At 68.0% G+C, this 23,659-nt stretch carries 22 protein-coding genes; 8 read left to right on the top strand and 14 right to left on the bottom strand.

What is annotated here, in order from left to right:
* Window positions 1-145 precede the first annotated feature (145 nt).
* A complete protein-coding gene (locus tag AC3ANU_RS04255; protein WP_043425048.1) occupies window positions 146-964 on the top strand; it encodes a DUF1206 domain-containing protein in 819 nt (272 codons plus the stop codon).
* A 29-nt stretch (window positions 965-993) separates the two neighbouring features.
* Window positions 994-1,473 (top strand): SRPBCC family protein, encoded by a 480-nt coding sequence (locus AC3ANU_RS04250; RefSeq protein ID WP_144600144.1) that lies wholly within the window; start codon window positions 994-996, stop codon window positions 1,471-1,473.
* Here AC3ANU_RS04250 and AC3ANU_RS04245 read toward each other — a convergent pair.
* Together AC3ANU_RS04245 and AC3ANU_RS04240 are read right to left on the bottom strand one after the other, a co-directional pair.
* On the bottom strand, window positions 1,470-2,123 hold the full coding sequence (locus AC3ANU_RS04245; protein ID WP_488315517.1) for an anti-sigma factor family protein: 654 nt from the start codon (window positions 2,121-2,123) through the stop codon (window positions 1,470-1,472). The two genes, AC3ANU_RS04250 and AC3ANU_RS04245, sit on opposite strands and share 4 nt — an antisense overlap.
* On the bottom strand, window positions 2,120-2,620 hold the full coding sequence (locus AC3ANU_RS04240; RefSeq protein ID WP_134165059.1) for a sigma-70 family RNA polymerase sigma factor: 501 nt from the start codon (window positions 2,618-2,620) through the stop codon (window positions 2,120-2,122). Before AC3ANU_RS04240 ends, AC3ANU_RS04245 begins: the two co-directional genes overlap by 4 nt.
* Window positions 2,621-2,853: 233 nt before the next feature.
* Here AC3ANU_RS04240 and AC3ANU_RS04235 point away from each other — a divergent pair, with 233 nt between their 5' ends.
* Window positions 2,854-3,411, top strand: a complete 558-nt coding sequence (locus AC3ANU_RS04235) for a COG4315 family predicted lipoprotein (RefSeq protein WP_488315516.1) — start codon at window positions 2,854-2,856, stop codon at window positions 3,409-3,411.
* A 23-nt stretch (window positions 3,412-3,434) separates the two neighbouring features.
* On the opposite strand, the gene AC3ANU_RS04230 is transcribed toward AC3ANU_RS04235, so the two are convergent.
* The 4 genes from AC3ANU_RS04230 to AC3ANU_RS04215 form a co-directional block, all read right to left on the bottom strand.
* Complete coding sequence (locus tag AC3ANU_RS04230) at window positions 3,435-4,187, bottom strand: hypothetical protein (protein ID WP_488315515.1); 753 nt, start codon at window positions 4,185-4,187, stop codon at window positions 3,435-3,437.
* Window positions 4,180-4,758 carry an RNA polymerase sigma factor gene (locus tag AC3ANU_RS04225; protein ID WP_018770065.1) on the bottom strand — a complete coding sequence of 193 codons (579 nt, stop codon included), beginning with the start codon at window positions 4,756-4,758 and terminating at the stop codon, window positions 4,180-4,182. The genes AC3ANU_RS04230 and AC3ANU_RS04225 overlap by 8 nt, the downstream gene beginning before the upstream one ends.
* A gap of 182 nt (window positions 4,759-4,940) precedes the next feature.
* Window positions 4,941-5,636 (bottom strand): protein tyrosine phosphatase, encoded by a 696-nt coding sequence (locus AC3ANU_RS04220; protein WP_488315514.1) that lies wholly within the window; start codon window positions 5,634-5,636, stop codon window positions 4,941-4,943.
* An 87-nt stretch (window positions 5,637-5,723) separates the two neighbouring features.
* Window positions 5,724-6,305: a DMP19 family protein gene (locus tag AC3ANU_RS04215; RefSeq protein WP_488315513.1), complete on the bottom strand. Its 582-nt coding sequence runs from the start codon at window positions 6,303-6,305 to the stop codon at window positions 5,724-5,726.
* 213 nt (window positions 6,306-6,518) lie between these two features.
* On the opposite strand from AC3ANU_RS04215, the gene AC3ANU_RS04210 reads away from it, so the two are divergent.
* Both AC3ANU_RS04210 and AC3ANU_RS04205 read left to right on the top strand, forming a co-directional pair.
* Window positions 6,519-10,004: a DEAD/DEAH box helicase gene (locus AC3ANU_RS04210; protein ID WP_488315512.1), complete on the top strand. Its 3,486-nt coding sequence runs from the start codon at window positions 6,519-6,521 to the stop codon at window positions 10,002-10,004.
* A gap of 124 nt (window positions 10,005-10,128) precedes the next feature.
* The gene (locus AC3ANU_RS04205; protein WP_018770061.1) at window positions 10,129-11,175 is read left to right on the top strand and encodes a family 43 glycosylhydrolase; all 1,047 of its coding nucleotides are present in this window, start codon (window positions 10,129-10,131) and stop codon (window positions 11,173-11,175) included.
* A 150-nt stretch (window positions 11,176-11,325) separates the two neighbouring features.
* Here the strand turns inward: AC3ANU_RS04205 and AC3ANU_RS04200 are convergent, their stop codons facing one another.
* The 8 genes from AC3ANU_RS04200 to glnT form a co-directional block, all read right to left on the bottom strand.
* On the bottom strand, window positions 11,326-12,618 hold the full coding sequence (locus AC3ANU_RS04200; RefSeq protein WP_018770060.1) for an ammonium transporter: 1,293 nt from the start codon (window positions 12,616-12,618) through the stop codon (window positions 11,326-11,328).
* A 246-nt stretch (window positions 12,619-12,864) separates the two neighbouring features.
* On the bottom strand, window positions 12,865-13,488 hold the full coding sequence (locus tag AC3ANU_RS04195) for a helix-turn-helix domain-containing protein (RefSeq protein WP_018770059.1): 624 nt from the start codon (window positions 13,486-13,488) through the stop codon (window positions 12,865-12,867).
* A 38-nt stretch (window positions 13,489-13,526) separates the two neighbouring features.
* Window positions 13,527-14,813: an allantoate amidohydrolase gene (locus tag AC3ANU_RS04190; RefSeq protein WP_488315511.1), complete on the bottom strand. Its 1,287-nt coding sequence runs from the start codon at window positions 14,811-14,813 to the stop codon at window positions 13,527-13,529.
* Window positions 14,814-14,823: 10 nt separating this feature from the next.
* Window positions 14,824-15,984 carry an FAD-dependent oxidoreductase gene (locus tag AC3ANU_RS04185; RefSeq protein WP_488315510.1) on the bottom strand — a complete coding sequence of 387 codons (1,161 nt, stop codon included), beginning with the start codon at window positions 15,982-15,984 and terminating at the stop codon, window positions 14,824-14,826.
* The gene (locus AC3ANU_RS04180; protein WP_056392081.1) at window positions 15,984-17,321 is read right to left on the bottom strand and encodes an FMN-binding glutamate synthase family protein; all 1,338 of its coding nucleotides are present in this window, start codon (window positions 17,319-17,321) and stop codon (window positions 15,984-15,986) included. The genes AC3ANU_RS04185 and AC3ANU_RS04180 overlap by 1 nt, the downstream gene beginning before the upstream one ends.
* 24 nt (window positions 17,322-17,345) lie before the next feature.
* The gene (locus AC3ANU_RS04175) at window positions 17,346-18,077 is read right to left on the bottom strand and encodes a GltB/FmdC/FwdC-like GXGXG domain-containing protein (protein WP_134165052.1); all 732 of its coding nucleotides are present in this window, start codon (window positions 18,075-18,077) and stop codon (window positions 17,346-17,348) included.
* Entirely contained in the window at window positions 18,065-18,973 is a 909-nt protein-coding gene (locus tag AC3ANU_RS04170; protein WP_488315509.1) for a class II glutamine amidotransferase domain-containing protein, read from the bottom strand. Before AC3ANU_RS04170 ends, AC3ANU_RS04175 begins: the two co-directional genes overlap by 13 nt.
* Window positions 18,974-19,003: 30 nt before the next feature.
* Window positions 19,004-20,404, bottom strand: coding sequence for a type III glutamate--ammonia ligase (gene glnT, locus AC3ANU_RS04165; protein WP_488315508.1), 1,401 nt, complete (start codon window positions 20,402-20,404; stop codon window positions 19,004-19,006).
* 242 nt (window positions 20,405-20,646) lie between these two features.
* Between glnT and AC3ANU_RS04160 the strand changes: the two genes are divergently transcribed.
* The 3 genes from AC3ANU_RS04160 to AC3ANU_RS04150 all read left to right on the top strand — a co-directional run bounded on the left by AC3ANU_RS04160 (window position 20,647) and on the right by AC3ANU_RS04150 (window position 23,657).
* On the top strand, window positions 20,647-21,642 hold the full coding sequence (locus AC3ANU_RS04160) for a LacI family DNA-binding transcriptional regulator (protein WP_223992860.1): 996 nt from the start codon (window positions 20,647-20,649) through the stop codon (window positions 21,640-21,642).
* A 96-nt stretch (window positions 21,643-21,738) separates the two neighbouring features.
* On the top strand, window positions 21,739-22,908 hold the full coding sequence (locus AC3ANU_RS04155) for a Gfo/Idh/MocA family protein (protein WP_488315507.1): 1,170 nt from the start codon (window positions 21,739-21,741) through the stop codon (window positions 22,906-22,908).
* A complete protein-coding gene (locus AC3ANU_RS04150; RefSeq protein ID WP_488315506.1) occupies window positions 22,908-23,657 on the top strand; it encodes a ThuA domain-containing protein in 750 nt (249 codons plus the stop codon). The genes AC3ANU_RS04155 and AC3ANU_RS04150 overlap by 1 nt, the downstream gene beginning before the upstream one ends.
* Window positions 23,658-23,659: the final 2 nt, after the last annotated feature.

The raw sequence follows: 23,659 nt of genomic DNA, 5'->3' as shown, positions 1-23,659 counted from the left end.
AGCCGTGCCGGGCGGGCTGCTCGAGGCCGGCTGTTCCGGGCCGGCTGTTCGGGGCCCGGCCGGCATGGCACGATTACCCGTGTAAGAAGGGCACGCACAGCGGCGCACAACGCGCCTGTCCAAAGGAACGACGATCAAAGAAGAACTGAAACAGGCCGTCGACACGGCAGAGGACGTCACCAATTCGCGCGTCCTCGAGATCCTGGCACGGTCCGGATTCGCAGCCAGCGGCATCCTGCACCTGCTGGTGGGTGCCATCGCCATCCGCCTGGCCATGGGCGGGACGGGCCACGCCGATTTCAGCGGCGCCGTTGCCGAACTTGCCACCATGCCCGTGGGTCCGTTCCTGCTGTGGGGAAGCTTCGCCGCCTGCGCCGCACTGTCCCTCTGGCAGACCGGCGACGCCATCTTCGACTTCAACCACCAGCCCACCAGGAAGAAGATCAAGAACAAGGCCAAGGCCGCCCTGCAGGCGATCGTGTACGCCGTCCTGGCCCTGACCCTGTGGCACTTCGCCATGGGCACGGGGACGGGCGATGACAACCGGAAGGCCGCCAGCGACTTCACCATTTCCATGATGCAGGCCCCTGGCGGGGTGGCGCTGCTCGTCCTGATCGGCGTGGCGGTGGCAGTCACGGGCGTGGCGTACGGCATCCGGGGACCAAAGAAATCGTTTGAGAAGCAGTTGCGGATGCCTTCCCCCGGCCCGGCCAGGACAGCGGTGACGGCCCTGGGGGTGGCGGGCTACCTGGCCAAGGGAACCGTGCTGCTGCTGGCCGGACTGCTTATCGCCATCGCCACGCTCAAGGAGCACCCTGAGGATTCCACCGGCCTGGACGGCGGGCTGCGGGCCCTCCGCGACCAGCCGCTGGGCCCCTACCTGCTGGCCGCGGTGGGAGCCGGACTGGTCTGCTACGGCGCATACATGATCATGCGCGCGCGGCTGGCCAAAATGACCAAGTAAGCCGTCAATCAGCATGGTTAGGTAGAGGCATGCCCCAGGTACGTGCCGAACGCTTGATCCGCATCGATCCGGAGACTGCCTTCGCCATCTCCCAAACCACCGGGGACTTCCGGCTCAAGTGGGACCCTTTCATCTCCGCCCAGGGCTTCCTTGACGGCGCCCGGGCGCCAGGAAAAGGCGTCCGCACCCGCACCAGGTCCCGGCTTGGCCTGGCGATGGTGAGCCAGTATGTCTCCTATGCGCCGCCCCGCAACGTGGGCATGACCATGGTCTCCGGCCCCTGGTTCTTCACCAACTTCGGCGGCGGCTGGCGTTTCACGGCGGACGACGGCGGCACCCGGGCGGTCTGGAAATACACCTTTTCGTGCCGCCCGGCTGCGCTCCGGCCCCTCATGGAACGGATCGGCAGCCGGCTGCTGGGCTACGAGATCGAACGGCGGATCGAGGCCTTCGCCCGCGCCTGCGAGGACGAGTCACTGGTCGCGGAGTTCAGGGGACTCACACCCTAGGGAACGGTAATGACCGCCACCGCGTGCTGGGCGCCGTCGCGCAGTTCCACGCTTGAGATGCTGCCCAGCTGGATGGGGGTTGCCCCGGTGACCTTGACCTTCCCGCTCGGGGTGGCCGTCCAGGCGCAGGCACGGTCCTCCCCGCCGGCGCGGTCGCGCACCCACAGTGAAAGGGTCCCTTCCGCCGGGAGGCTGCTGCCGCTCACCGCAAGCTCGGTTCCCCACGTCTTCCGGGCCATGTCGATGTTGACCTGCAGCCCTCCCCCGGATGCCACCGAGTAGGTGGCGTCCGGATGCGGCGGCCTGGCGAGCATGGGACCCACCGCAAGTCCCAGGGCCAGGCACGCGGCGGCAAGGGCACCTGCCAGCGCCGCCCACCGCCGTCGTAATGTCCGACGCCGGCGGCCCAGTTCGTCGAGCAGGCGGGCGGGGGTGGCGCCGGCACCCCCGCTGCCGCCGGGGACGGCGGTCAGCGCCACGGCGTCGGGGACCGGAAGGGAGTCAAGGAGCATGGGCACCTTCTCCAGCACCGCCAGTTCCCTGCGGCAGGCGCCGCAGTCCTGGAGGTGTGCCTCGAAGAGTGCGAGGTCGTCGGGATCCAGGCCGCCCAGGACGTAAGCACCCAGCAGGTGGTGGAGGTCGGTGTTCACCGCTCCACCCCCATCTCGTCCAGGATGGTGCGCAGTGCCCGAAGCGCGTAGAAGGCGCGGGATTTGACCGTTCCGCTGGGGATGTTGAGCTGGACGGCCGCCTCGTTGACCGTGAACCTGCGGTAGTGCAGGGCCACCAGGACGTCCCGGTGTTCCTTGCTCAGCCGCAGCAGCGCTTCCTCCATCAGGACCCGGTTGAGCATCTCGTCAACGCGGCCCATCACTGCGGCGGGGTCGGTAAGGCTGCTCTCCAGCGCCTCGTTCGGCCGGCGCTGGCTCCGGCGGTAGTTGTCGATCATGATGTTCCTGGCCGTGCGGTACAGATAACTGCGGAAGCTGCCGTTGATGTCCGGCGCATGCTGCCAGACGCGCAGCACGGTTTCCTGCACCACGTCCTCCGCGAGCTGCGGATCCCGGATAGCGCTGAGCACGAACCGGCGCAGGGCGCTGCCGTGTTCACGGTAGATGGCTTCCACCACCTTGTCGTCAAGCGGCATCCCGCTTCCCCCGTCCCTGCCCGTTCACATCACTGCACAGCGTGGAACGCCACGGCATCCTGCGCTCCCGGCTGTTACCACGTTGGGCAGCAGGAAAAGGTTCAACCGGGTGGCTCCGGAGCGCGCCTGTGAACCATTCTTTACCTGGAAGCGTCGTAGGGGTTAGCGTCCGGCAATTCAGCTCCGGGCGCCTGCACCAGCATCAGCAGGAAACACCAGCCAAGGAGCACATCATGAAGCACCATGTCGGGCCAGGCCTTGCCATCCTGGCCCTGGCGGCAGCCCTCACCGGCTGCGGCAGCAGCACCGGGACCACTCCGTCGGCCACCAGCCCGGCCACGGGTGCCTCCAGCACCGCGTCCGCCACGGCTTCTTCGTCCGGCACCGCCTCAGCCTCCGCGTCATCGACCCAGGCGGGCGCCGCCGTCGACCTCAAAACGGCATCCTCATCCGCAGGCAGCATTGTGGTGGATGCGAAGGGAATGAGCCTCTACTTCTTCACCAAGGACACCAAGGACTCCGGCACCAGCGCCTGCACCGGCTCCTGCCTGGTCCAGTGGCCGCCGCTGACCACCACCTCGGGCTCCCCCGCGGGCGAAGGCGTGACCGGCAAGCTGGGCACCATCAGCACCCCTGACGGGAAGAAGCAGGTGACACTGAACGGCATGCCACTCTATTACTTCGCAAAGGACACCAAGCCGGGCCACATCCTGGGCCAGGGTGTGGGCGGCGTCTGGTACCTGTCGGACCCGTCGGGCGCGATGATCAAGGCAGCCGGCCAGGGTTACTAGGCCTGCAGGCCCACCGGTCCGGCCTACTTCAGGGGAACGTCCGGGACCTTGCCCGGGAGGGGGACTTCCGTGGGCACGGGAACGGGCAGCTTGGAGCTTGGTTCCAGGCCCTTCCTGACATCCTCCGTAACGGTGGCGGGCAGTGACGGCTCCGTAGCCGCGGGCTGCTGCGTGGCAGCCCCATGGCTCGGCGTGTTTCCGTGTGCCGGAACACCCGACGGCGCCGCACCGGCAGGTGCCGAAGCCGGGGCCGGTGCCGCCGGGACGGCGTCCGGGCCGCTGGTTGCCTGCGGGGCAGGCGCCGCAGGCTGTGGCGCGGGCACCTGCGGCATGTCGTGGCCGGTGGGTGCCGCACTGGACCCTGTCACGAATGACGTGACGGCGTGGTTCAGCTGGGTGAAGGATTCCCGGAACCCCTGGTCCGAAGCAGCGGCAACGGCACCACCTGCCGCGAGCGAAGCGGCAACAGACAAGGTGGTGAGCGTGACCCGGCGCTTGGCCTTGCGGCGCGCGGCGAGTTCATCGGCCGGGCGGCCGGCCGGACGCGGGGACGGTGCCGCAGGTTCGGCGGCGGAGAGCACCGTGGTGGGGGCGGGGCCGGCAGCGGAAGTTCCCGCCATCAGGGCCGCGATTTCGGCGGAGGGCTCAGGGGCGCCTGCCGCGAGGGCGCGCAGGTTGACCAGGGCATCACGGAGCTGGCCGTCGTCGTCCACGCCGGCCTCCAGCAGTAGCTGGTCAACGGTCCCGTCGTTGCGGGATCCTGCGGTGTCACTCATGGTTCGCCTGGTTTCTCTTGAGCGTTTGGGCCTTGAGGTTCTGCAGGGCGCGGCGCTGGAGCTGTTTGATGGCTCCGGCGCTCTTGCCCATGATGTCGGCAACCTGGTCGATGGACAGGTCCGCCACGACGCGCAGGGCCAGCACTTCCTGGTGTTCCGCGCTGAGGCCTTCCAGCATCGCCGCGGCCCCGGCGGTCAGTTCCACGGCGTGGTCCTCCGCGGACGGCGAGGTGCGGCCGTCCTGCTGGGGATCGTACGGTGTCAGCTGCGGCCTGCGCTCCAGCCGGCGGTAGTGGTCCACCATGCGGGCATGCGCGATGGAAAAGAGCAGGGACTTGGCGCCCGCCAGACCGCCGGTGAGGCTGCCGATTTTGGGATAAAAGGCCAGGAAGACGTCCTGGGTGACGGCTTCGGGATCATCCAGGCCGCGGGCCTTGAGGTAGCCGTGCACCGGCCCCGCGAAGGTTCGATAGGCAGCCGCGAACAACACGGCCGGATCGGTTCCGGCCGCGTTGTCGAATATGTCGATCTCTTCCTGGACCAAAGTGTCTAGCACCAGCGGCTCCTCCATCCCGGGATCCGGCCCGCGCCCTGTCCCGGTTTCCGGTACGGACTGCCAGTCTCCGTGGCCTTCCAGCTGCCTCTTTGCAGGCCTGGCGGGGGTGCACTTCCAAAGGCGTGCGCGCCCGGCCGGCTGCCTGGACTGCGGCCGCAGCCGGAGCGGCGGCCGCAGTCCAGACTAGCCAACCTGCCTTAGCGGGTGGAAACCGACGGAGCGTGCACGGTGTCGCCGCCCACGGCGGGAACGGCAGGAACGGCAGGAACAGCGGTTGCGCCGTCGGCACCCGGGACGGCAGGAACTGCCGGAACGGCGGGAGCGGACGGAAGCTCAGGCTTCTCAGCCTCGACGGCAGCGGAGCCCTTGGCCTCGGCCGCAGCCTTGGCAGCGGCATCGGCCTTGGCCACGACGTCGGTGCAGTAGCCCTCGATGTTCGCCTCACCCTGGGCTGCGATGGACAGCGAGGAGAACGCCTTGGAGGAAGCGTCCACGCCACCGTGGGTGTAGGCGGTGCACAGGCCCAGGGCCGCAGGACCGGCGGCGTCAACGGCGGTGTTGGCTGCCGCGGAAGCAGTCGCATCGGCGGTGACCTTGTCGTCGGAGGCCGCAGCCGAACCGGAAGCCGTGGCGGAAGCATCGGCGTCGGCGGTCTTCAGGGCACCGGTCACAGCTTCGGTCGCCGTGGGCGCCGGGGTGGCCTGGGCGTCAGCCGCTGCTTCGGCTGCAAGCTTGGGGGCAGGTGCGCCGAAGAGCTCGTGGGCGGTCTGCTGGGCCTGGGTGGGAAGGACGCCCGAGACGGCGGCGGCGCCGGTTCCTCCCACTGCCAGGGTCCCTGCAGCCAGGACTCCGGCGGCGACTTTGCTGGTGGCGAGAACGGTGAACACAGACATCTAACTTCTCCAAACCTAGACAACACATCGGATCGGGTCCGCCGGGCGGACCCATCACGGACTACATCGCCTCCGGTTGCGGAAAGGTTACGGGCGCCTCGAATTTTCTTTCTCCCTGGGAACCAGGGTTGCCGCGAGGCGCTGGATATACGGGCCCACTTCCTCATCGTCCAGCACCAGAAGGTCCGCCTGGCCGCGCAGCCAGCGGGCATTGAGGGCAGTGATGTTTTCGCGTTCCAGCAGCTCTTCAAACTCGCCGTCGAGCTCCTCCATCCGGAAGACGCCGTCGGGCACGGCACCGATGCCATCGATGCCGTCCAGGTAGGCGGCAGCTGTTTCGGCGGTCAGTGCGTCGTAGGCGTCCACGGCGCGGTTGAACAGGTCCAGGTGCGCGCCTGCGCCCATTCCGGCCATCCCCTCCCGGACCAGCGTGTCCATGGTGGACCGTGCGGCCGCCACGACGGCGTATTGCGCGAACCCGCCCTCCAGGGCCTGGCAAAGGTAGAAGTCCACAAAATAGCTGCGGACGGCCACGGGGGACATGTCCTCCGCGGCCAGCAGGGCGTTGTGCATTGCATCGATGATGGCCACGTTGGCCTCCACCACCTCCTCGTCCCTGCCTTCGATGCTGCTGCTGGTCAGGACGACGGGCTGCTGGCTGGTGGTCATGGCACTCCTTGCTGGGGTGGTGGTACGCCGGACGCCTTCACGCTACGGCGGCCGGGCCACGGCAGGATCGGCGGACAAATGAACGTCAAGCGAAGTTTTCGGGGCCGGCCGGGAAGGCGCCCGGCATGGGCGTGCCGCGGGGCGAACTAAGATGGATCAGATAACCACCCACCGGACCCGGCCCCGCCGTGACCTGCCGAAAGTAGCGCGTACATGCCATCCCAACCGGACGAAAGTGCGGAACTGGCAATACAGACACCCGCCATCAACGACCGCTCGCTGGCGGCCGGGCTGGCCTATGCCATGGCGAGCAGGGTCTCGGGAATATCGTTCGACGGCGGCACCGGCCTCATGCTGGGAAAGGTCCGGGGCGGTGCGGAGGTCCCTTATTCCACCACGGCCAAGCTGGTCCGGAAGGCGGGCGGCTGGAGCTGCACCGTGGGAGTGTGCAGCTGCCCGGTCCGCAAGGACTGCAAGCACGTGGCGGCCTTGCTGTTCGCGGCGGAGGACAACCCGTCCATCCGGGTGCAGCTGCTGGCGCCGTCCACCTCCACGCAGGTATCCCGCGCACCCTCGGCGGTCCTGTCCGACTGGGAACAGGCCCTCAGCCCGCTGATTTCCCAGCCCGGTTCAGCCCCTTCCACCAGCGGCGTTCCCCTGGCCCTGCAATTCGAGATCGAGGAACCGCCGCCGCATTTCTCCTACACGGGGCGCCGGGACCCGGTGCGCGGGGTGCGGCAGCTCAAGGCGCGGCCCGTCATCATGGGGGCCAAGGGCAAGTGGATCCGCGGCGACGTTTCCTGGAACACCCTGAACTACCTGAACTTCCGGCGCGAATCCAACCAGGCGCACGTGGAATGGCTGCAGGAGTTCCTCGCCGGCCACTCCTCTACCGCCAGCCGGATGCACAACTCCGCGGGACTGTGGCTGAGCCTGAACTCCTACTCGGGGAAGAACCTGTGGAGCCTGCTGTCCGAGGCCGGGAAGATCGGGCTCGCCCTGGTCCACTCGCGCGGCACCGGGCCGGTCCGGCTGGCCGAAGCCCCTGCCGCCGTCGGGCTTTCGCTGAGCCGGTACGGCACTCCGGTGGCGGACGCCGCTGAGGCCGGCACCACCGCCGGGACCTCCGACGGCGGGCTGGAGCTGTCGCCCACCATCACCGTGGAGGGCGCTGAGGTTGATCCGGCGTCGGTGGGCACCATCGGCCGGCCGGCGCACGGGCTGTTCTTCACATCCGGCGAGGCCGCGCTGCCCGGCGTTCCCGACCCCGACGGAACCATCACCCTGGCGCCGCTGGAGAACGGGCTCAGCGAGGAACTGCTGGCGTTCGTCACGGCGGCAAGCACCCTGCTCATACCGGCCAGGGACGAGTCACGCTTCCTCACGGGCTTTTATCCAAAGCTCAAGCAGGCGGCCCGGGTGACGGCCCGCGACGAGTCGGTGGAACTGCCCGAACTGGCCGTCCCCACCCTGTCGCTGCTGGCCAATTACGGGGCGGACCACCGGGTGCGGCTGCACTGGGAGTGGCACTACAAGACCGGCAAGCTGGTCACCGCGCAACCTCTGTGGCGGCACCCCGGCGATGCGGGCTACCGCGATGACACGGCTGAGTCCCGCATCCTTGAGGGCATTGGCCGTCCGTGGGACGTGGTGCCCGCGCTGGGCGAGTCCGCCACGGGCGGCTGGGGCACTCCCCGGCTGGCCGCGTCGGCCGAACTGACGGGCCTGGACACGCTGGCCTTCACCGAGGAAGTGCTGCCGCGGCTGCGGGAGGCGCCGGACGTTGACGTGGAGACGGTGGGCGACATCGCCGACTACCGCGAGGCTGAAGAAGCCCCGGTGGTGTCCATCTCCACCAAGGCAACCGAACAGCGCGACTGGTTCGACCTGGGCATCCAGATTTCCCTGGAAGGCCAGCCTGTTTCCTTCGCCGCCGTGTTCTCCGCCCTGGCCGCGGGACAGACCAAGATGCTGCTGCCCAGCGGCGCCTACTTCTCCCTTGACCTCCCGGAACTGCACCAGCTGCGGGCCCTGATCGAGGAAGCCAGGGCGCTGCAGGACAACAAGGATGCGCCGCTGCAGATCAGCCGGTTCCAGGCGGGGCTCTGGGATGAACTGGCACAGCTGGGAATCGTGGACGAACAGGCCGCGGCCTGGCGGTCCGCCGTGGGCGGTCTCTTGGAGGGCGGCACGGACGGGCTGCCGCTGCCCCCCACCTTGAACGCGGAGCTGCGGCCGTACCAGCTGGAGGGCTACAACTGGCTCAGCTTCCTGTACAAGCACGGGTTGGGCGGCATCCTGGCCGACGACATGGGCCTGGGCAAGACCGTGCAGGCCCTGGCCTTGATGTGCGCCGCCAAGGAGCTGGCCGCCGCGGCTGCTTCGTCCCTTGGGAATACCGACGACGGGAATACCAACGCCGGTGCTGCCGCTGCCGCTGAAAGCCGGCCCGCCGCCGTCGCGCCTTTCCTGGTGGTGGCGCCCACCAGCGTGGTGGGCAACTGGGCCCTCGAAGCGGCCCGGTTTGCGCCGGGGCTGACCGTTCGGACGGTCGGCGAGACCTTTGCCAAGAGCGGCCAGGAGGTGGCGGAGGCCCTTGACGGTGCCGACATCGTCATCACCTCCTATGCCTTGTTCCGCATCGATTACGAGGCCTACGCCTCCCGCACCTGGAACGGGCTGGTGCTGGATGAGGCGCAGTTCGTCAAGAACCACCAGTCCAAGGCGTACCAGTGTGCACGGAAGCTGCCGGCCGCGTTCAAGCTCGCCATCACGGGCACTCCGCTGGAGAACAACCTCATGGAGTTCTGGGCGCTGACCTCCATCGTGGCCCCGGGCCTGTTCTCCAGCCCCAAGCGCTTCGCGGAGTACTACCAGAAGCCGGTGGAAAAGAACGGCGACAAGGGGCAGCTGGAAAAACTCCGCCGCCGGGTCCGCCCGCTGATGATGCGCCGAACCAAGGACCAGGTGATCAAGGACCTGCCGCCCAAGCAGGAACAGATCCTTGAAGTGGTGCTGAACCCGCGGCACCAGAAGGTGTACCAGACGCACCTGCAGCGCGAGCGGCAGAAGATCCTGGGACTGATCGAGGACGTCAACAAGAACCGGTTCACCATCTTCCAGTCGCTGACCCTGCTGCGGCAGTTGAGCCTGGACGTGTCGCTGGTGGACCCGGCGTTGTCAGCGGTGCGGTCCAGCAAGCTGGATGTGTTGTTCGAACAGCTCGAGGACCTGGTGGCCGAGGGGCACCGCGCGCTGATCTTCAGCCAGTTCACCGGGTTCCTGGGCAAGGTCCGGGAGCGCCTGGACGAGGAGGACATCGAGTACTGCTACCTCGACGGCAGCACGCGGAACCGCGCCGACGTGGTCAGTGAGTTCAAGAACGGCAGCGCGCCGGTGTTCCTGATATCGCTGAAGGCCGGCGGTTTTGGGCTCAACCTCACGGAGGCCGACTACGTGTTCCTGCTCGATCCGTGGTGGAACCCGGCGTCCGAGGCGCAGGCTGTTGACCGGACGCACCGGATCGGCCAGGCCCGGAACGTGATGGTGTACCGGCTGGTGGCCAAGGACACTATCGAGGAGAAGGTCATGGCGCTGAAGACCCGGAAGTCGCAGCTGTTTGCCGACGTCATGGAGGGCGATGCCCTGGCCGGCGGGGCCATCACGGCCGAGGACCTGGCGGGCCTGTTCAAGGAGTAGGTCCCGTCGTTACCGACGCGCATCCTGGTTTTCGACGCGCATCTTCACTGTCGCGGCCCACATCTTGGTAGCGCCAGGGAATCCGCGCAGCGCAAGTGCGTTTGCGCGTCGAAAATCGCAGCCTATGCTGGTGCCCAACGCAAACTACAACGTTGGAGAAATTGTGTCCCAGCACATGACTGCACCGCCGACCCTCCCCCACCTGCGTCCTGACGCCTTTGCCAACCCGTACCGCGACCCGGTGTGGGACGGCCCCACAGATCCCGTCCTGGTGGCGGACCACCTGCGGGACGAGTGGGTCCTCTTCTACACGCAGCGCCGCGCCACCGCTCCGGGGCTGACGGGGGTTGAATGGGTGCACGGCACCGGGATCGGCGTCGCACGGTCGTCCGACGGCGGCGCCACCTGGCGCTACGAAGGCACCGCCGGGGGACTTATCCCGCCCGGAACGGACCTTCCGGCAACCCTCTGGGCGCCCGACGTCGTACGCATCGGCGACCGGTGGATCATGTACCTCTCGGTCCTCGGCGGCAGGCGCACCGACTGGACCGGGACGGCCGGAATCGTCCAGCTTGCCAGCCGCGACTTGGAGCACTGGGAGTACCTGGGCGCCGTGGACCTGGCCTCACCGCGGGTCATCGACGCCGCCGTGGCACGGTGCGGGGACGGCCGGTACCGGCTCTGGTACAAGGACGAAACCCGAGGCTCAAATACTTACAGCGCCGTGACGGAGACCCCGGCGGATCCAGCATCCTGGGTCCGCGAGGGCGTCGCGATCCCTGGCCGGCCGCACGAAGGGCCCAAGGTCTTCCGGCTGGGCGGCTGGTACTGGATGATCGTGGACGAATGGCGAGGCCAGGGCGTCTACCGCTCCCGCGACGCTACCGGAAACTGGACCCGGCAGGAGCACCTGGACGGGCTGATCCTCACGGCGCCGGAATCGGTGGACGGGCGGGCCGTCGTCGGACGCCACGCGGACGTGGTCTCGCTTGAGGGTGGGGACTCTGGCGACGGCGGCGCGGAGCGGGCACTGCTGGTCTACTTCACGCACCCGCACTGGAACGGCGAGGACATCGGCACCATGGCGCCGGACCCGCGCACCCGGCTGAGCCACATACGGGCCGCGATGCTTGAGGTGCGCGACGGCATCCTGGTCTGCACGGAACACTGAACACAGAAGGGCCAAACCCCGGAACTATAAGCCGGCGGCTGCCGGCACCGGTCCAAGGTTTGGCCCTGACTCGTGCGCTGGGGCGCGTGGGACACTCCGTGTGAACACTGCACCGGGCGCCGCCCCCAGCAGGCGGGCGCCCGGCAGCTTTTATGAGACGCGCTGCGGCGAGCCCAGTTCCACCGGGTCCTCGTCCGTCAGGTACGCCAGCTCGGAGTGGGCTGCGAGGTCGATGCCGCGCAGTTCGTCCTCGGGCTTGATGCGCAGGCCAATGGTCTTGTCCAGGATCTTTGCCAGGACCCAGGTGATGCCGAAGGAGTAGACCAGGACCGTGACGGTGGCGAGGGCCTGGACGCCCAGCAGTTCAACCCCGCCGCCGTAGAACAGGCCGCTGACGGCGTTGGGTGCTGCGTCGGTGGCGAAGAGGCCGATGAGCAGGGTGCCCAGGATGCCGCCCACTAGGTGGACACCGACGACGTCGAGGGAATCGTCGAAGCCGAGCCGGAACTTCAGCTCGATGGCCAGGGAGCAGACAGCGCCGGCGATGGCGCCGATGGCCACCGCGCCCAATGGGCTGACGGCACCACAGGCGGGGGTGATGGCCACGAGAGCGGAGATCAGGCCGGAGGCGGCGCCCATGCTGGTGGCGGCACCGTGGCGGACGCGCTCCACCAGGGCCCAGGCGAGCAGACCGGCGGATGCGGCCACAGCGGTGTTGAGGAAGACCACCGACGCCGACTGGCCGGCGGAGAGGGCGGAACCGGCGTTGAAGCCGAACCAGCCCACCCACAGCAGGCCTGCGCCCACCAGGACCAGCGGCCGGCTGTGCGGCTTGGCGTGTTCCACCTTGGGCCAGCCGGAGCTCTTGCCGAGGACCAGGGCCAGGGCCAGGGCGGCCGCACCGGCGTTCATGTGGACCGCGGTGCCGCCTGCGAAGTCGATGGCCTTGATGCCGTTGGCGATCCAGCCGCCAGCCGTGCTGCCGTCCGCCGAGTCGAATGCGAACACCCAGTGCGCGATGGGGAAGTAGACCACGGTGGCCCAGATGCCTGCGAACAGCATCCAGGCGCCGAACTTCATGCGCCCGGCCGCCGCGCCGGCAACCAGTGCCGTGGTGACGCAGGCGAAGAACAGCTGGAATGCGGCGAACAGGATGACCGGGATGGACGCTGCGTCATCCTTTGCCAGCATCTGCCCCATGCCGGGGAACTCGGTGACGTCACCGATCAGCCCCAGCCCCCCAACCGAGTTGCCGAACGCCATCGAGTACCCGAACAATGCCCAGAGCACGGCCACCAGGCTGGCGCCGCCGAAGCACATCATCATCATGTTGAGGATGCGCCGCGACCCCACCATGCCCCCGTAAAACAGGGCCAGGGCGGGGATCATCATGCAAACCAGCGCCGAGCTGGCCAAAATCCAAGCGACATTTCCCGAATCCATGGGAAACCCCTTTCAAGATGCGAAGAGAGAACGGTAAGTTGCCGTCAGAGCCGCTCCGTGGAGGGACGCGGATGGAGAGACCACGTTCAGCGGAGGGGCGGCTGTTGCCGTCTGGTTCCAACTGTATGGCGGCTGTTTCTGGGTGGGTTTCCGGCGTGTTAAATGATCGTTTCGGTCATCCGCCACCGAGTTTCAGGCGTCCCGCCGCACGCAGGAGTTGCTGCAGAAACAGCCGGCAACAGGAAGCTATTTGGCGGAAATCGCCAGGAACTGGATGGGCAGGTCCAGCAGCTCCAGCGGTCCGTGAGGGCCTTCGCCGTCCAGCAGCAGCGAGTCGCCCGCTTCCATGGCGTATTCGTAGGAGCCGTGGCCGTACACCATCCTGCCGGAGAGCATGTAGATGAACTCGGTGCCCGGGTGCTGGAAGAGGGGAAACACGTCGGAGGCGTCGGTGAGGGTGACCAGCGTGGGTTCGATGGCGTCGGTGCGCCCTTTCAGCGTGCCCAGGACACGGTATTCGTGGCCATGCTGGGTTCCGCTGCGGACGGTGAGGCTTCCCTGGCCGCTCTTGGTGAAGGTGGCGTCCCGGTCCGTGTCCGCGCCGCGGAACAGCGCGGTCACGGGAACCTTCAGTCCGTCCGCCAGCCGCTGCAAAGTGGTGAGCGAGCAGGATGTGGTGGCTGTTTCCACCCGCGAAATCATGGCTTTGGACAGGCCGGTGCGGGCGGCAAGCTCAGCGGACGACAGGCCTGCGGCCGTGCGGTAGTGCCGCACCTGCGCCGCGATGACCTGTTCCAGGCGCCCGGCTACCTCTGCAGATCCGTCGCCGGCGTGCTGGTCTTCTGCGCGGTCCCGGGCCTGTTCGGTCATGTCAGCCATCTTAGGCGGGTGGACGGACGACGGCGGCGCTAGCCGATCGCCCGTGCCTCACCCAGCAGGCCGGAGAGTGAGTCCGCCAGGGCGAGCGCGCCGGCTTCGGCGTCCCAGTTCTCCACCAGTTCGTCCGGTGAATGCGAGACGCCCGTGGGATTCCGGACGAACAGCATGGCGGTGGGCAGGTGCGCGGCCAGCACGCCGGCGTCGTGGCCGGCGCCGGTGTCCAGCACCGGCGCGGAAGGCAGCAGTTCCCGCAGCCGGTCCCGCAGCCCGCCGTCAAAATGCACTGTGGGGCTCAGGGACTCCGTGCCCAGGCTCGCCGTGCAGTTTTCCTCGGCGGCAAGGACCTGGGCGTTGAGCCCGATGGCTTCCACCAGGGCCGCGGTGACCGAGTCCTCCGGGTGCCGGACGTCGATCCACAGGTCCACGCGGGAGGCGATGACGTTGGTGCCGCCGGGAACGGGCTGCAGCCGGCCCACGGTGGCACGGGCGTCACGGTATTTGCGGGCAGTGTCCCGGATGGAAACCATCACCTTGGCCGCGGCGATCATCGGGTCCCGGCGGTCCTTCATCAGCGTGGTGCCGGCGTGGTTCCCCTCCCCCGTGATGCTCAGCTTCCAGCGGCCGTGGCCCAGGATCGACGAGCCGATGGCCACCGGCTGGTTGAGGTCGATCAGCCCCCGCCCCTGCTCGACGTGCAGTTCCACGAACATCCCCAGCTGCTGCAGGGTCTTGTAGTCCGCGCCGATAAGCCGCGGGTCCTGGCCGTTTGCCGCGGCGACATCCGCATACGTGTTGCCGTCCGGGTCTTTGAGGTTGCGCGCCTTGTTGGCCTCCAGTTCCCCGGTGAGGAGCCGTGAGCCCAGGCAGGCCACGCCGAACCGCGACCCCTCCTCTTCCGGGAAGACGGCGATCGCCAGCGGCCGCCGCGGCCGGAAGTTCCGCGCTTTGAGGAGGTCGACGGCGACCAGTGCCGAGGCGACCCCCAGCGGGCCGTCGTACGCCCCGCCGCCGGGGACGGAATCGAGGTGGCTTCCGGTGGCGACGGCGTCTTTCCGCACTCCCGTTGCTGTGTCCCACCAGGCCCAGATAATCCCGTTGGCATCCGTGTGCACGTCCAGCCCGCGCCGGGCCGCCTGCTCAATGAACCAACTGCGGAGGTCCGTCTCGGCGGTGGAGAATACCGGGCGGGAGTAGCCGCCGCGGGAGGCATCCCTGCCGACGGTGGAGATGTCCTGCAGGAGGCCGGTAACAGTGGATGTGCCGGCTGCGGCGGAGGGCAGGGCCTCCGCCGCCGGTGCTGTCTGGGAAATGCTCACGGTGTCCGTTCTAGGTGGTGAATGCTGTGGAAGAGGCGCTCCGGAACCGGTCCGGAACATTCCCGCTGCCGGTGGCCACGTCCGCTGCCCACCGGCCGATCAGGGGTGCGAACTTTGCCCCGTGCCCGGAGCACGGCGAGACGACGGTGAGGTTGTCCACGCGGTCGATGAGGAAGTCCTCGTTTGGAGTGTTGGTGAACAGGCAGGTGGTTTCGGCGTACGGTTCCGGGTCCAGGCCGGGCAGGCAGCGGCGCACGTAGTCCACCACCCGTGCGCGGTTGGCCGGGTCCACCCGGCCCGTCTGGCCTGCCGCGGAAGGAATGAGCCTGCCGCCGTTGTATTCGGCGACTTTCTGGCCCGCGAACCCGGCATCCCGGCCCCCGGGCAGACCGTAGGCCTGGATGTCCGCCGCCTTGTGGATGAACGTCGGCCAGGGGCCCGCACCCGGGGCTGCGCCGCCGTCGTGGTCCCTGTACCGGAAGTGGAACGCCTGCTCCTGCCGGACGGTGATCGCCGGGAGCGCGGCCAGGAAGCCCGCCGGAAGTGACAGGGAGCCCAGCAGCTCCGGCAGCCAGCCGCCCGCGCTGACCACCACGTGGCCCGCGTCGAACGTTTCCTCGGTGGAGGAGAAGAGGCGGTAGCCGGTGCCGTCCCCCTCAATGCTCTCCAGGTGCCAGCCCGTCAGTAGCCGCGCCCCCTTCCTGACGGCGAGGGACACCATGGCGTTGACCGCGGTTTCGGCGTCGATCACGCCGGCGCCGGGGTGCCAGAGGACCTCCGTGTCGAAGGCGATCTGCGGCCACCGCTTCCGGGCGTCCGCGGCGGAGAGGAGTTCGTGGTCAATTCCGACGTCGGCGAGCACCTTGGCGAGCAGGTCCGGTTGCCGCCTGGACCCGTGGTCCACCGCCCCGAAAGGTGTGATCAGCTCCGTGCCGGCATCCAGGGCGAGCCTGTCCCACAGGACTTTCGAGTCCAGCACCGCCTGCGTGTAGAACGGGTCCGGGTAGGCGTAGCGGAAGATCCGGGCGGATCCGTGGGAACTGCCGTCGTGCGCGGCGGGGATGTCGCGTTCCAGCAGGGTGACCTGGTGGCCGCGGGATGCCAGTTGCCAGGCGGTGGCGGCGCCGGCCAGGCCGGCACCCACCACCACATAGTCGGAAGCCTCGGTCATCAGAAGCCCCCTTGGCCTGCCCCCGGGATCCAGCTGGTCCCGGCCAGCGGCACCCGGGCCATGGCGGCCGCCTCGATGGTCAGTGCCACCAGGTCCTCCGGTTCCAGGTTGTGCAGGTGCGACTTTCCGCAGGCCCGGGCGATGGTCTGGGCCTCCATGGTCAGGACGCGCAGGTAGTTGGCCAGGCGCTTGCCGGCAACCACCGGGTCGAGCCGGGAGGACAATTCGGGGTCCTGGGTGGTGATGCCGGCGGGGTCGCGGCCGTCCTGGAAGTCGTCGTAGAAGCCGGCGGCGGAACCCAGCGCGGAGTATTCGGCAGCGTAGCGGGGATCGTTGTCGCCCAGCGCGATCAGCGCCGCGGTGCCGATGGCCACGGCGTCGGCACCCAGGGCCATGGCCTTGGCGACGTCGGCCCCCGTCCGGATTCCGCCGGAGACGATGAGCTGGACCTTGCGGTGGACGCCGAGTTCCTGGAGGGCCTGGACGGCCTGCGGGATGGCGGCCAGGGTGGGGATGCCCACGTTCTCGATGAACACCTGCTGCGTGGCGGCGGTCCCGCCCTGCATCCCGTCCACCACCACCACATCCGCGCCGGACTTCACTGCCAGGGCGGTGTCGTAGTACGGCCGGGAGGCGCCGATCTTGACGTAAATGGGGGTTTTCCAGTCGGTGATTTCACGCAGCTCGCCGATCTTGATTTCCAGGTCGTCCGGGCCGGTCCAGTCCGGGTGGCGGCTGGCGGAGCGCTGGTCGATGCCCACCGGCAGGGTGCGCATCCCGGCGACGCGTTCGGTGATTTTCTGGCCCAGGAGCATGCCCCCGCCGCCGGGCTTGGCGCCTTGGCCCAGCACGATCTCGATGGCGTCCGCCTTGCGGAGGTCGTCAGGGTTCATGCCGTACCGGGACGGCAGGTACTGGTACACCAGGTGCCTGGACTGGCCGCGCTCCTCGGGCGTCATGCCGCCGTCGCCCGTGGTTGTGGAGGTTCCCACCTCGGAGGCGCCGCGCCCCAGCGCTTCCTTGGCGTTGGCGGAGAGGGCGCCAAAGCTCATGCCGGCGATGGTCACCGGGGTCTGCAGGTGCAGCGGGCGGCTGGCGTACCGGTCGCCGAGGACGACGTCGGTATCGCACTTTTCGCGGTAGCCCTCCAGCGGGTAGCGGGACATGGAGGCGCCGAGGAAGAGCAGGTCGTCAAAGTGCGGGACCTTGCGCTTGGCGCCCCAGCCGCGGATGTCGTACACGCCGGTGGCGGCCGCGCGCTGGATGTCGGCGATGGTGGCGCGGTCGAAGGTGGCGGACTCGCGCAGGCCAAGCTCAGCGATGTCAGGGGCGGGCATGGAGGTAATGGTCACGGTAGCCTCCTAGTAGGCAGTCGAATTGTCGACGTGGAAGTGGTAGAGGTTCCGGGCTGAGCCGTAGCGCTTGAAGTCGGCCGGGTTGTCGGTACGCCCGGCGGCGGCGAGCAGTTCCGCGAGCTCGGCCAGATGCTCATCTCGCAGCGGCTTTTCGACGCAGTCCGCGCCGAGGGAGGCCACCGTGCCTTTGACGTAGATCCGTGCCTCGTAGATGGAGTCGCCCAGGGCGTCACCGGCGTCGCCGCAGACCACCAGCCGGCCGGCCTGGGCCATAAAGGCGGACATGTGGCCGATGTTGCCGCCCACCACGATGTCCACGCCTTTCATGGAGATCCCGCAGCGGGCTCCGGCGTTGCCGTCGATGACCACCAGGCCGCCGTGCCCGGTGGCCGCGGCGGACTGGGACGCATCCCCCGTCACATGGACCTTCCCGGACATGATGTTTTCCGCCAGCCCGACGCCGGCATTGCCGTTGATGGCCACGCTCCCCTTTTGGTGCATCCCGGCTGCGTAGTAGCCGGCATGGCCGTCGATGGCCACCGCGATGTCCGCGTCGATGCCAACGGCCAGGCTGTGCTTCCCGCCGGGGTTGGTGACGGTCCAGGACTGGCCGTCTTCGGCGTCGTGGATGGCCTGGTTCAGTTCCCGGACAGAGCTGATGGCCAGGTCAACCACTACCTGCCCGGCATCGGGGGCGGCCGTCGGGGCGAAAGTTTCGGGGGCCGTCAGAGTGACCATGTGTAGACCTTTCCGGGTTCCGGTTCAAAGATGCGGGCGTTGTCGATGCCGGGCAGCCCGGCCAGGGCACGGTATTCGGAGGCCATGGCCACGTAGTCGTCCGTTTCGGCGATGATGGCCGGCTTGCAGGCGATGGGGTCGCGGACCACGGCCATGCTGTCCGCCGTGGTGACCACCAGCGTGTAGAAGCCGTCCAGGACCTTACCCAGGTTCACCAGGGCTTCCTCGAGGGTGTCGCCCTGCTGCAGGCGGGAGGCTACGTATCGGGCGCCCACCTCGGTGTCATTCTCGGAATCGAACACCACGCCTTCGCGCTTGAGTTCCCGGCGGACGGTGGCGTGGTTGGAGAAGGAGCCGTTGTGCACCAGGCAGAGGTCGTCGGCCACGGAAAAGGGGTGCGAGCCCCCGGCGGTGACGGCTGACTCGGTGGCCATCCGGGTGTGGGACAGGCCCTGGCTGCCGGCCATCGCCTCAAGTCCGTGCTCGGCGGCGATCTCCATGGGATGGCCCACGCTCTTCATCACGGCCACGTGTTCGCCACGGCCAATGATGGTGGCGGCGGGCAGGGTTTCGCCGACGGCCTTCACCAGGAGGTCCGTCCCGACGCCGGCACTCACCAGGGTGGTGTCACCCACCACGCGGACGGCTGCTGCCGCGTCCAGCGGGAGGAGGACGGCCACGCCGGCGGTGATGGCCGCCGGCGTCATTCCCTGGTCCTTGCCCAGGAGGCTGAGGGTGGAGGTTCCGGGGGAAACTAGGCCCGGGGTGTTGTAGACGGCCAGGCCGGCCGAGTCTGGTCCGCGGTCCACGATCTGGCAGAGCATGGAGGACAGCAGGGCGCCCATTTGGGGGTGCAGCGAGGGATTGCGCAGCTGCAGCGCGGCGATTCCGCACATGGAAAGTCCTTTTCTTGGATGTGTGGGTTGCTAAATCGAGGTCAGGTACGTGCGGATTTCCCAGTCGCTGACCTGGTTGTGCCAGCTGAGGAATTCCTCTTCCTTGGCGTCCGCGTAGTAGCCGCCGACGGCAGGATCCCCGCTGAGACTGGCCAGGATCACGGGGTCCTTCCGCAGTGCTTCCACGGCGTGGAGCAGCGTGGCCGGAAGGAGATGCGCGTCGGGTTTGGACTCTCCCGGCCCGGACGGCCGACCCGGATCCAGGGACTTCTCCACGCCGTCCAGCCCGGCGGCAAGGGCGGTGGCGATGGCCAGGTACGGGTTGGCGGAGCCGTCGCCGGAGCGGAGCTCGATCCGTTTGTTGTCCGGCACCCGGATCATGTGGGTGCGGTCGTTCCCGCCGAAGGATGCCTTCCGCGGCGACCAGGTGGCACCCGAGGAGCTGGTGGTGGCGCCGGTCCGCTTGTAGGAGTTCACGGTGGGGGCGAGGAAGGCCTGCAGCGCAGGAGCATGTTCCAGGATCCCGGCGATGAACGAACAAGCCAGGCCGGAAAGCCCGAGGCCGCGGCCGCCGTCGTCCGTTCCCTCACTGGGGAACAGCGGATCGGAACCTGCCCACAGCGAAAAGTGGAAGTGCAGGCCGGTGCCGGTGCGGTCGGTGAACGGCTTGGGCATGAAGGTGGCGGTCATGCCGCGCTGCCCGGCCAGGATATTCAGGATGTAGCGGAGGGACACCACGCGGTCCGCCGTGGTCAACGCGTCCGTGAAGTTGAAGTTCTGCTCGAACTGGCCGGCGGCGTCCTCGTGATCGTTCGCATAGTTGCCCCAGCCCAGGGAGTTCATCGCCTCCGAAATGGAGGTGAGGTGGTCGTACATCCGGGTGACGCCGCGGGCGTCGTAGCAGGGGCGGGGCGAATCGTCCCTGTCGTCGGCGGTACTCAGCGTCCCGTCGTCGTTTTTCTTCACCAGGAAGTACTCCACCTCGGCGCCCACCTTGGCCTGCATGCCTTTCTCCGCCAGGCCGGCCAACGTGTTCTTCAGGATGACGCGCGGGGCGTAGGGCCAGGGCTTCCCGCCCACATGCGGGTCGCAGTGGATGATGGCCAGGCCTTCCTTGATGAAGGGGACCGGGGTGAAGGACGCCAGATCGGGAACAGCGATCAGGTCCGGGTCCTGCGGCTTCTGCCCCATCAGGCCCGCGGCATAGCCCGCGAACCCCATGGCGCCGTCCTCGAGTTCAGCCGCGGCCTCCACCGGGACCAGCTTGGCGCAGGGCTTCCCGGTCATGTCCACGAACGTGGCCAGCAGGAAGCGGACGTTGTGGGCCCGCGCAATATCGGCCAGGGAGATGGTTGGTTCTTCGGCCGGCGCGGGCGCCTTCAGGCCGCCTTCTGGCATTGGGGTCACAGCAGGGGTTGCGACACTCGTCATCGAAACATTCCTGTCAGGGTTGGCGTTAGCTATCAGTAAACCTTGTTGCACCAGATTAGCCAAGGGGTGATTTCGTGCGTCGGACAGGAACGTTAAATGCATGTTTCAGCCGACGGGAAGGGATGGGCATGATGGTGGCCGCAGCAGCCGGCCCGCCGCACCCGCAACGGCGGCTAAGCTGAAAATCGCAACCACGGGGTGGAGGGCGGCTTAGGCCAGTGGCCGCGGAAGGACGAATCGGAATGGCTCGAGCAACTGTGCAGGACGTCGCCAAAACGGCGGGAGTGTCCGTCGGCACGGTATCGCGCGTGCTGAATGGAAGCCCGGCCGTGAGCGCGTCAAGCAGGGAAAAGGTGGCCGGTGCCATCCGGCAGCTCAACTACCGCCCGCTCGCCTCCGCACGCGACCTGCGCCGCGACCGCACCATGCGCATCCTGGCGCTCTCGAAAAACCTCGAGTCCCCCGTCATCAGCGAAGCGTTCCGTGGCTTCGGTGACGCCGCGGCCTTGTCCGGCTATGTCAGCCTGATCGCCCCGACGTCCGGCGACCTCGAGCGGGAACAGCAGCTCGTGGATATGCTGCGCAACGGGTCCGTGGACGGATTGATCCTGTTTTCCCCCACCATGCCGGACGGCGACGTTGAAGCGCTGGCTGAGCAGCTGAGCGTTGTCCAGGTCTGCGAGATCGTCGATTCCGAGGCAGCGTTCGGTGTATCCATTGACGACCGGCAGGCCGCTTACGACATTACGCGGCACCTCATCGGGACAGGCGCCCGGCGGCTTGCCATCATCGGCAACCGGGCTGCCCGCTCCGGCAGGCTGCGCGAACAGGGGTTCCGGGAGGCCCTGTCCGAGGCGGGCCTGGCCGCGGAACAGGGCCTGTTCGCCAACGGTGACTTCGATTTCCACGCCGGCCGCCGCCTCACCAGGGAACTGCTGGCCATGGACCGCCTGCCCGATGCCGTGTTCTGCGGCAGCGACACGGTGGCGGCGGGCTGCGTCCGGGAAATCATCGACGCCGGCCTGCGGGTGCCGGACGATGTGGCGGTTGCCGGCTTCGATGATTCCATCCAGGCGGAGATGTGCATCCCGGAGCTCACCACCATCCGGCAACCGGCCTACGACCTGGGCCGCGTGGCCTTCGAAGCACTCCTCGAACGGATGACCGGCCCGGCCCACCGCCGCGGCCGGACATTCCTCCCGCACGAGCTCGTCATCCGGGATTCCACAAAGAACTGACAGGGGTTGACTCCCCGGGGCAGTTCCTGAAAGGATTTTGGAATCGATTCCAAAACCTCTGCGATCCACCATTCAAACCACTTTGGAATCGATTCCATGACCCTCACCCCAACGCCGCCCGGAAAAGGAAAGAACCTCGTGAACAACCAGCAAACCCCCGTCCAGCAGCCGCCAGCGCCAGGAGGAAACCCGGAACTGCGCGTGGGTGTGGTGGGCATTGGCTGGGCCGGCCAGCAGCACCTCAAGGCCTATTCCGAGCTGGACGGTGTCCGCATCGTGTCGCTGGCCGGGATGGAGCAGGAGCTCCGTGACTCCCTGCAGGCCGAGTACGCCATTCCCAACGGTTTCGCCGGATGGGAAGAGATGCTGGACCACGGCGGCCTGGACGCCATCAGTGTGGCAGTGCCCACCTTCCTCCACGCACCCATCGCCGTCGCCGCCCTGGAGCGGGGAATCCACGTGCTGAGCGAGAAGCCCATCGCGCGCAACGCCGTCGAGGGCCAGGCCATGGTGGACGCCGCCCGCAAGGCAGGCCGTGTCCTGGACGTCGCCTTCAACCACCGCCGGCGCGGCGACATCCAGGCGTTGAAGGAAGTGATCGACGACGGCGGGCTGGGCCGGCCCTACTACGCCAAGGCTTCCTGGCTGCGCCGCTCCGGCATCCCGACGCTGGGAAGCTGGTTCACCAACCCCGAACTTGCCGGCGGCGGACCGCTGGCGGACATCGGGGTGCACGCGCTGGATTACGCCCTCCACCTCCTGGGCGAACCGAAGGTGCTGGCTGTCTCCGCCGCCACCCACTCGGAGCTTGGCCCGCAGGGCAGGGGTGGCGGCAGCCGGTATACGGCCCTGGCCACCAGCCACGCGTTCGAGGTGGAAGACTTCGCGTCAGCGTTCCTCCGGCTTGAGGGCGGCGGCACACTGCTGATCGAGGCGGGCTGGGCCACCTACCGGGAACAGGACGACCTGCTCGATTTCACGGTTTACGGCACCGACGGCGGCGCGGAGCTCAAGGTGCACGGCGCACCCTTCCCGCCGGTCGGCCAGCTCCGGGTGTTTACCGACAAGGACGGCGAATCCGCAGACTACGTGCCAACTGTGCTCCCGGGCCGCGCGCATGACGCAGTGGTGGAAGACTTCGTTACGGCAGTGCGCGGCGGCGACGCCGTTTGGGCCGGGCATGACGGCTCCCTCGCGCTCTACCGTGCACAGATCATCGACGCGTGCTACCAGTCCGCACTTGAGCAGAGGGAGGTTCGTCTCTAATGAACGGCAAACTGAGGATCCGGGTGTGGAACGAGGGCGTCCACGAGGCCATCAACGAGCCGTCGCACATCGGGGAGATCTATCCTGACGGCATCCACGGTGCCATTGCGGCAGGACTTCGTTCCTACTTCCCGGACGCTGACATCACGACGGCGGTCCTGGCTACCGACGACCAGCACGGCCTTGACGAGGAGGTGCTTGCGGAGACGGACGTCCTGCTCTGGTGGGGCCATATGGCCCACGCCGAGGTGGGCGACGCCGTCGTCGAACGCGTCCACCGGCACGTGCTTGGCGGCATGGGACTGATTGTGCTCCATTCGGGGCACTTCGCGAAGATCTTCACCAAACTCCTGGGCACCAGCTGCTCCCTCGCCTGGCGCAACGACGGCGGGCGGGAACTGGTCTGGACCGTCAAGCCGTCCCATCCCATCGCCGAAGGCGTGGACAGTCCCATCGTCATTCCCGAACAGGAGATGTACGGCGAACTGTTCGACATCCCGGATCCGGACGACCTGATCTTCATCAGTTCCTTCGCGGGCGGCGAGGTGTTCCGCTCCGGCGTTACGTTCACCCGGGGCAAGGGCCGCATCTTCTACTTCAGCCCCGGCGACCAGGAGTACCCGGTGTACCACCACCCGCAGATCCAGCGGGTCCTGGCCAACGGCGTGAAGTGGGCCGCCCAGCCGGAGCTGGCCCGTTCAGCCCCGGCGGTGACCAACCCTGCCCGGGAGTGGTTCCAGGAGCAGTAGGC

The sequence above is a fragment of the Arthrobacter sp. SDR-2R genome, from assembly GCF_057747955.1.
Note: the sequence above shows the minus strand (reverse complement) of the source record. Positions and strands in the feature narration are given on the sequence as shown.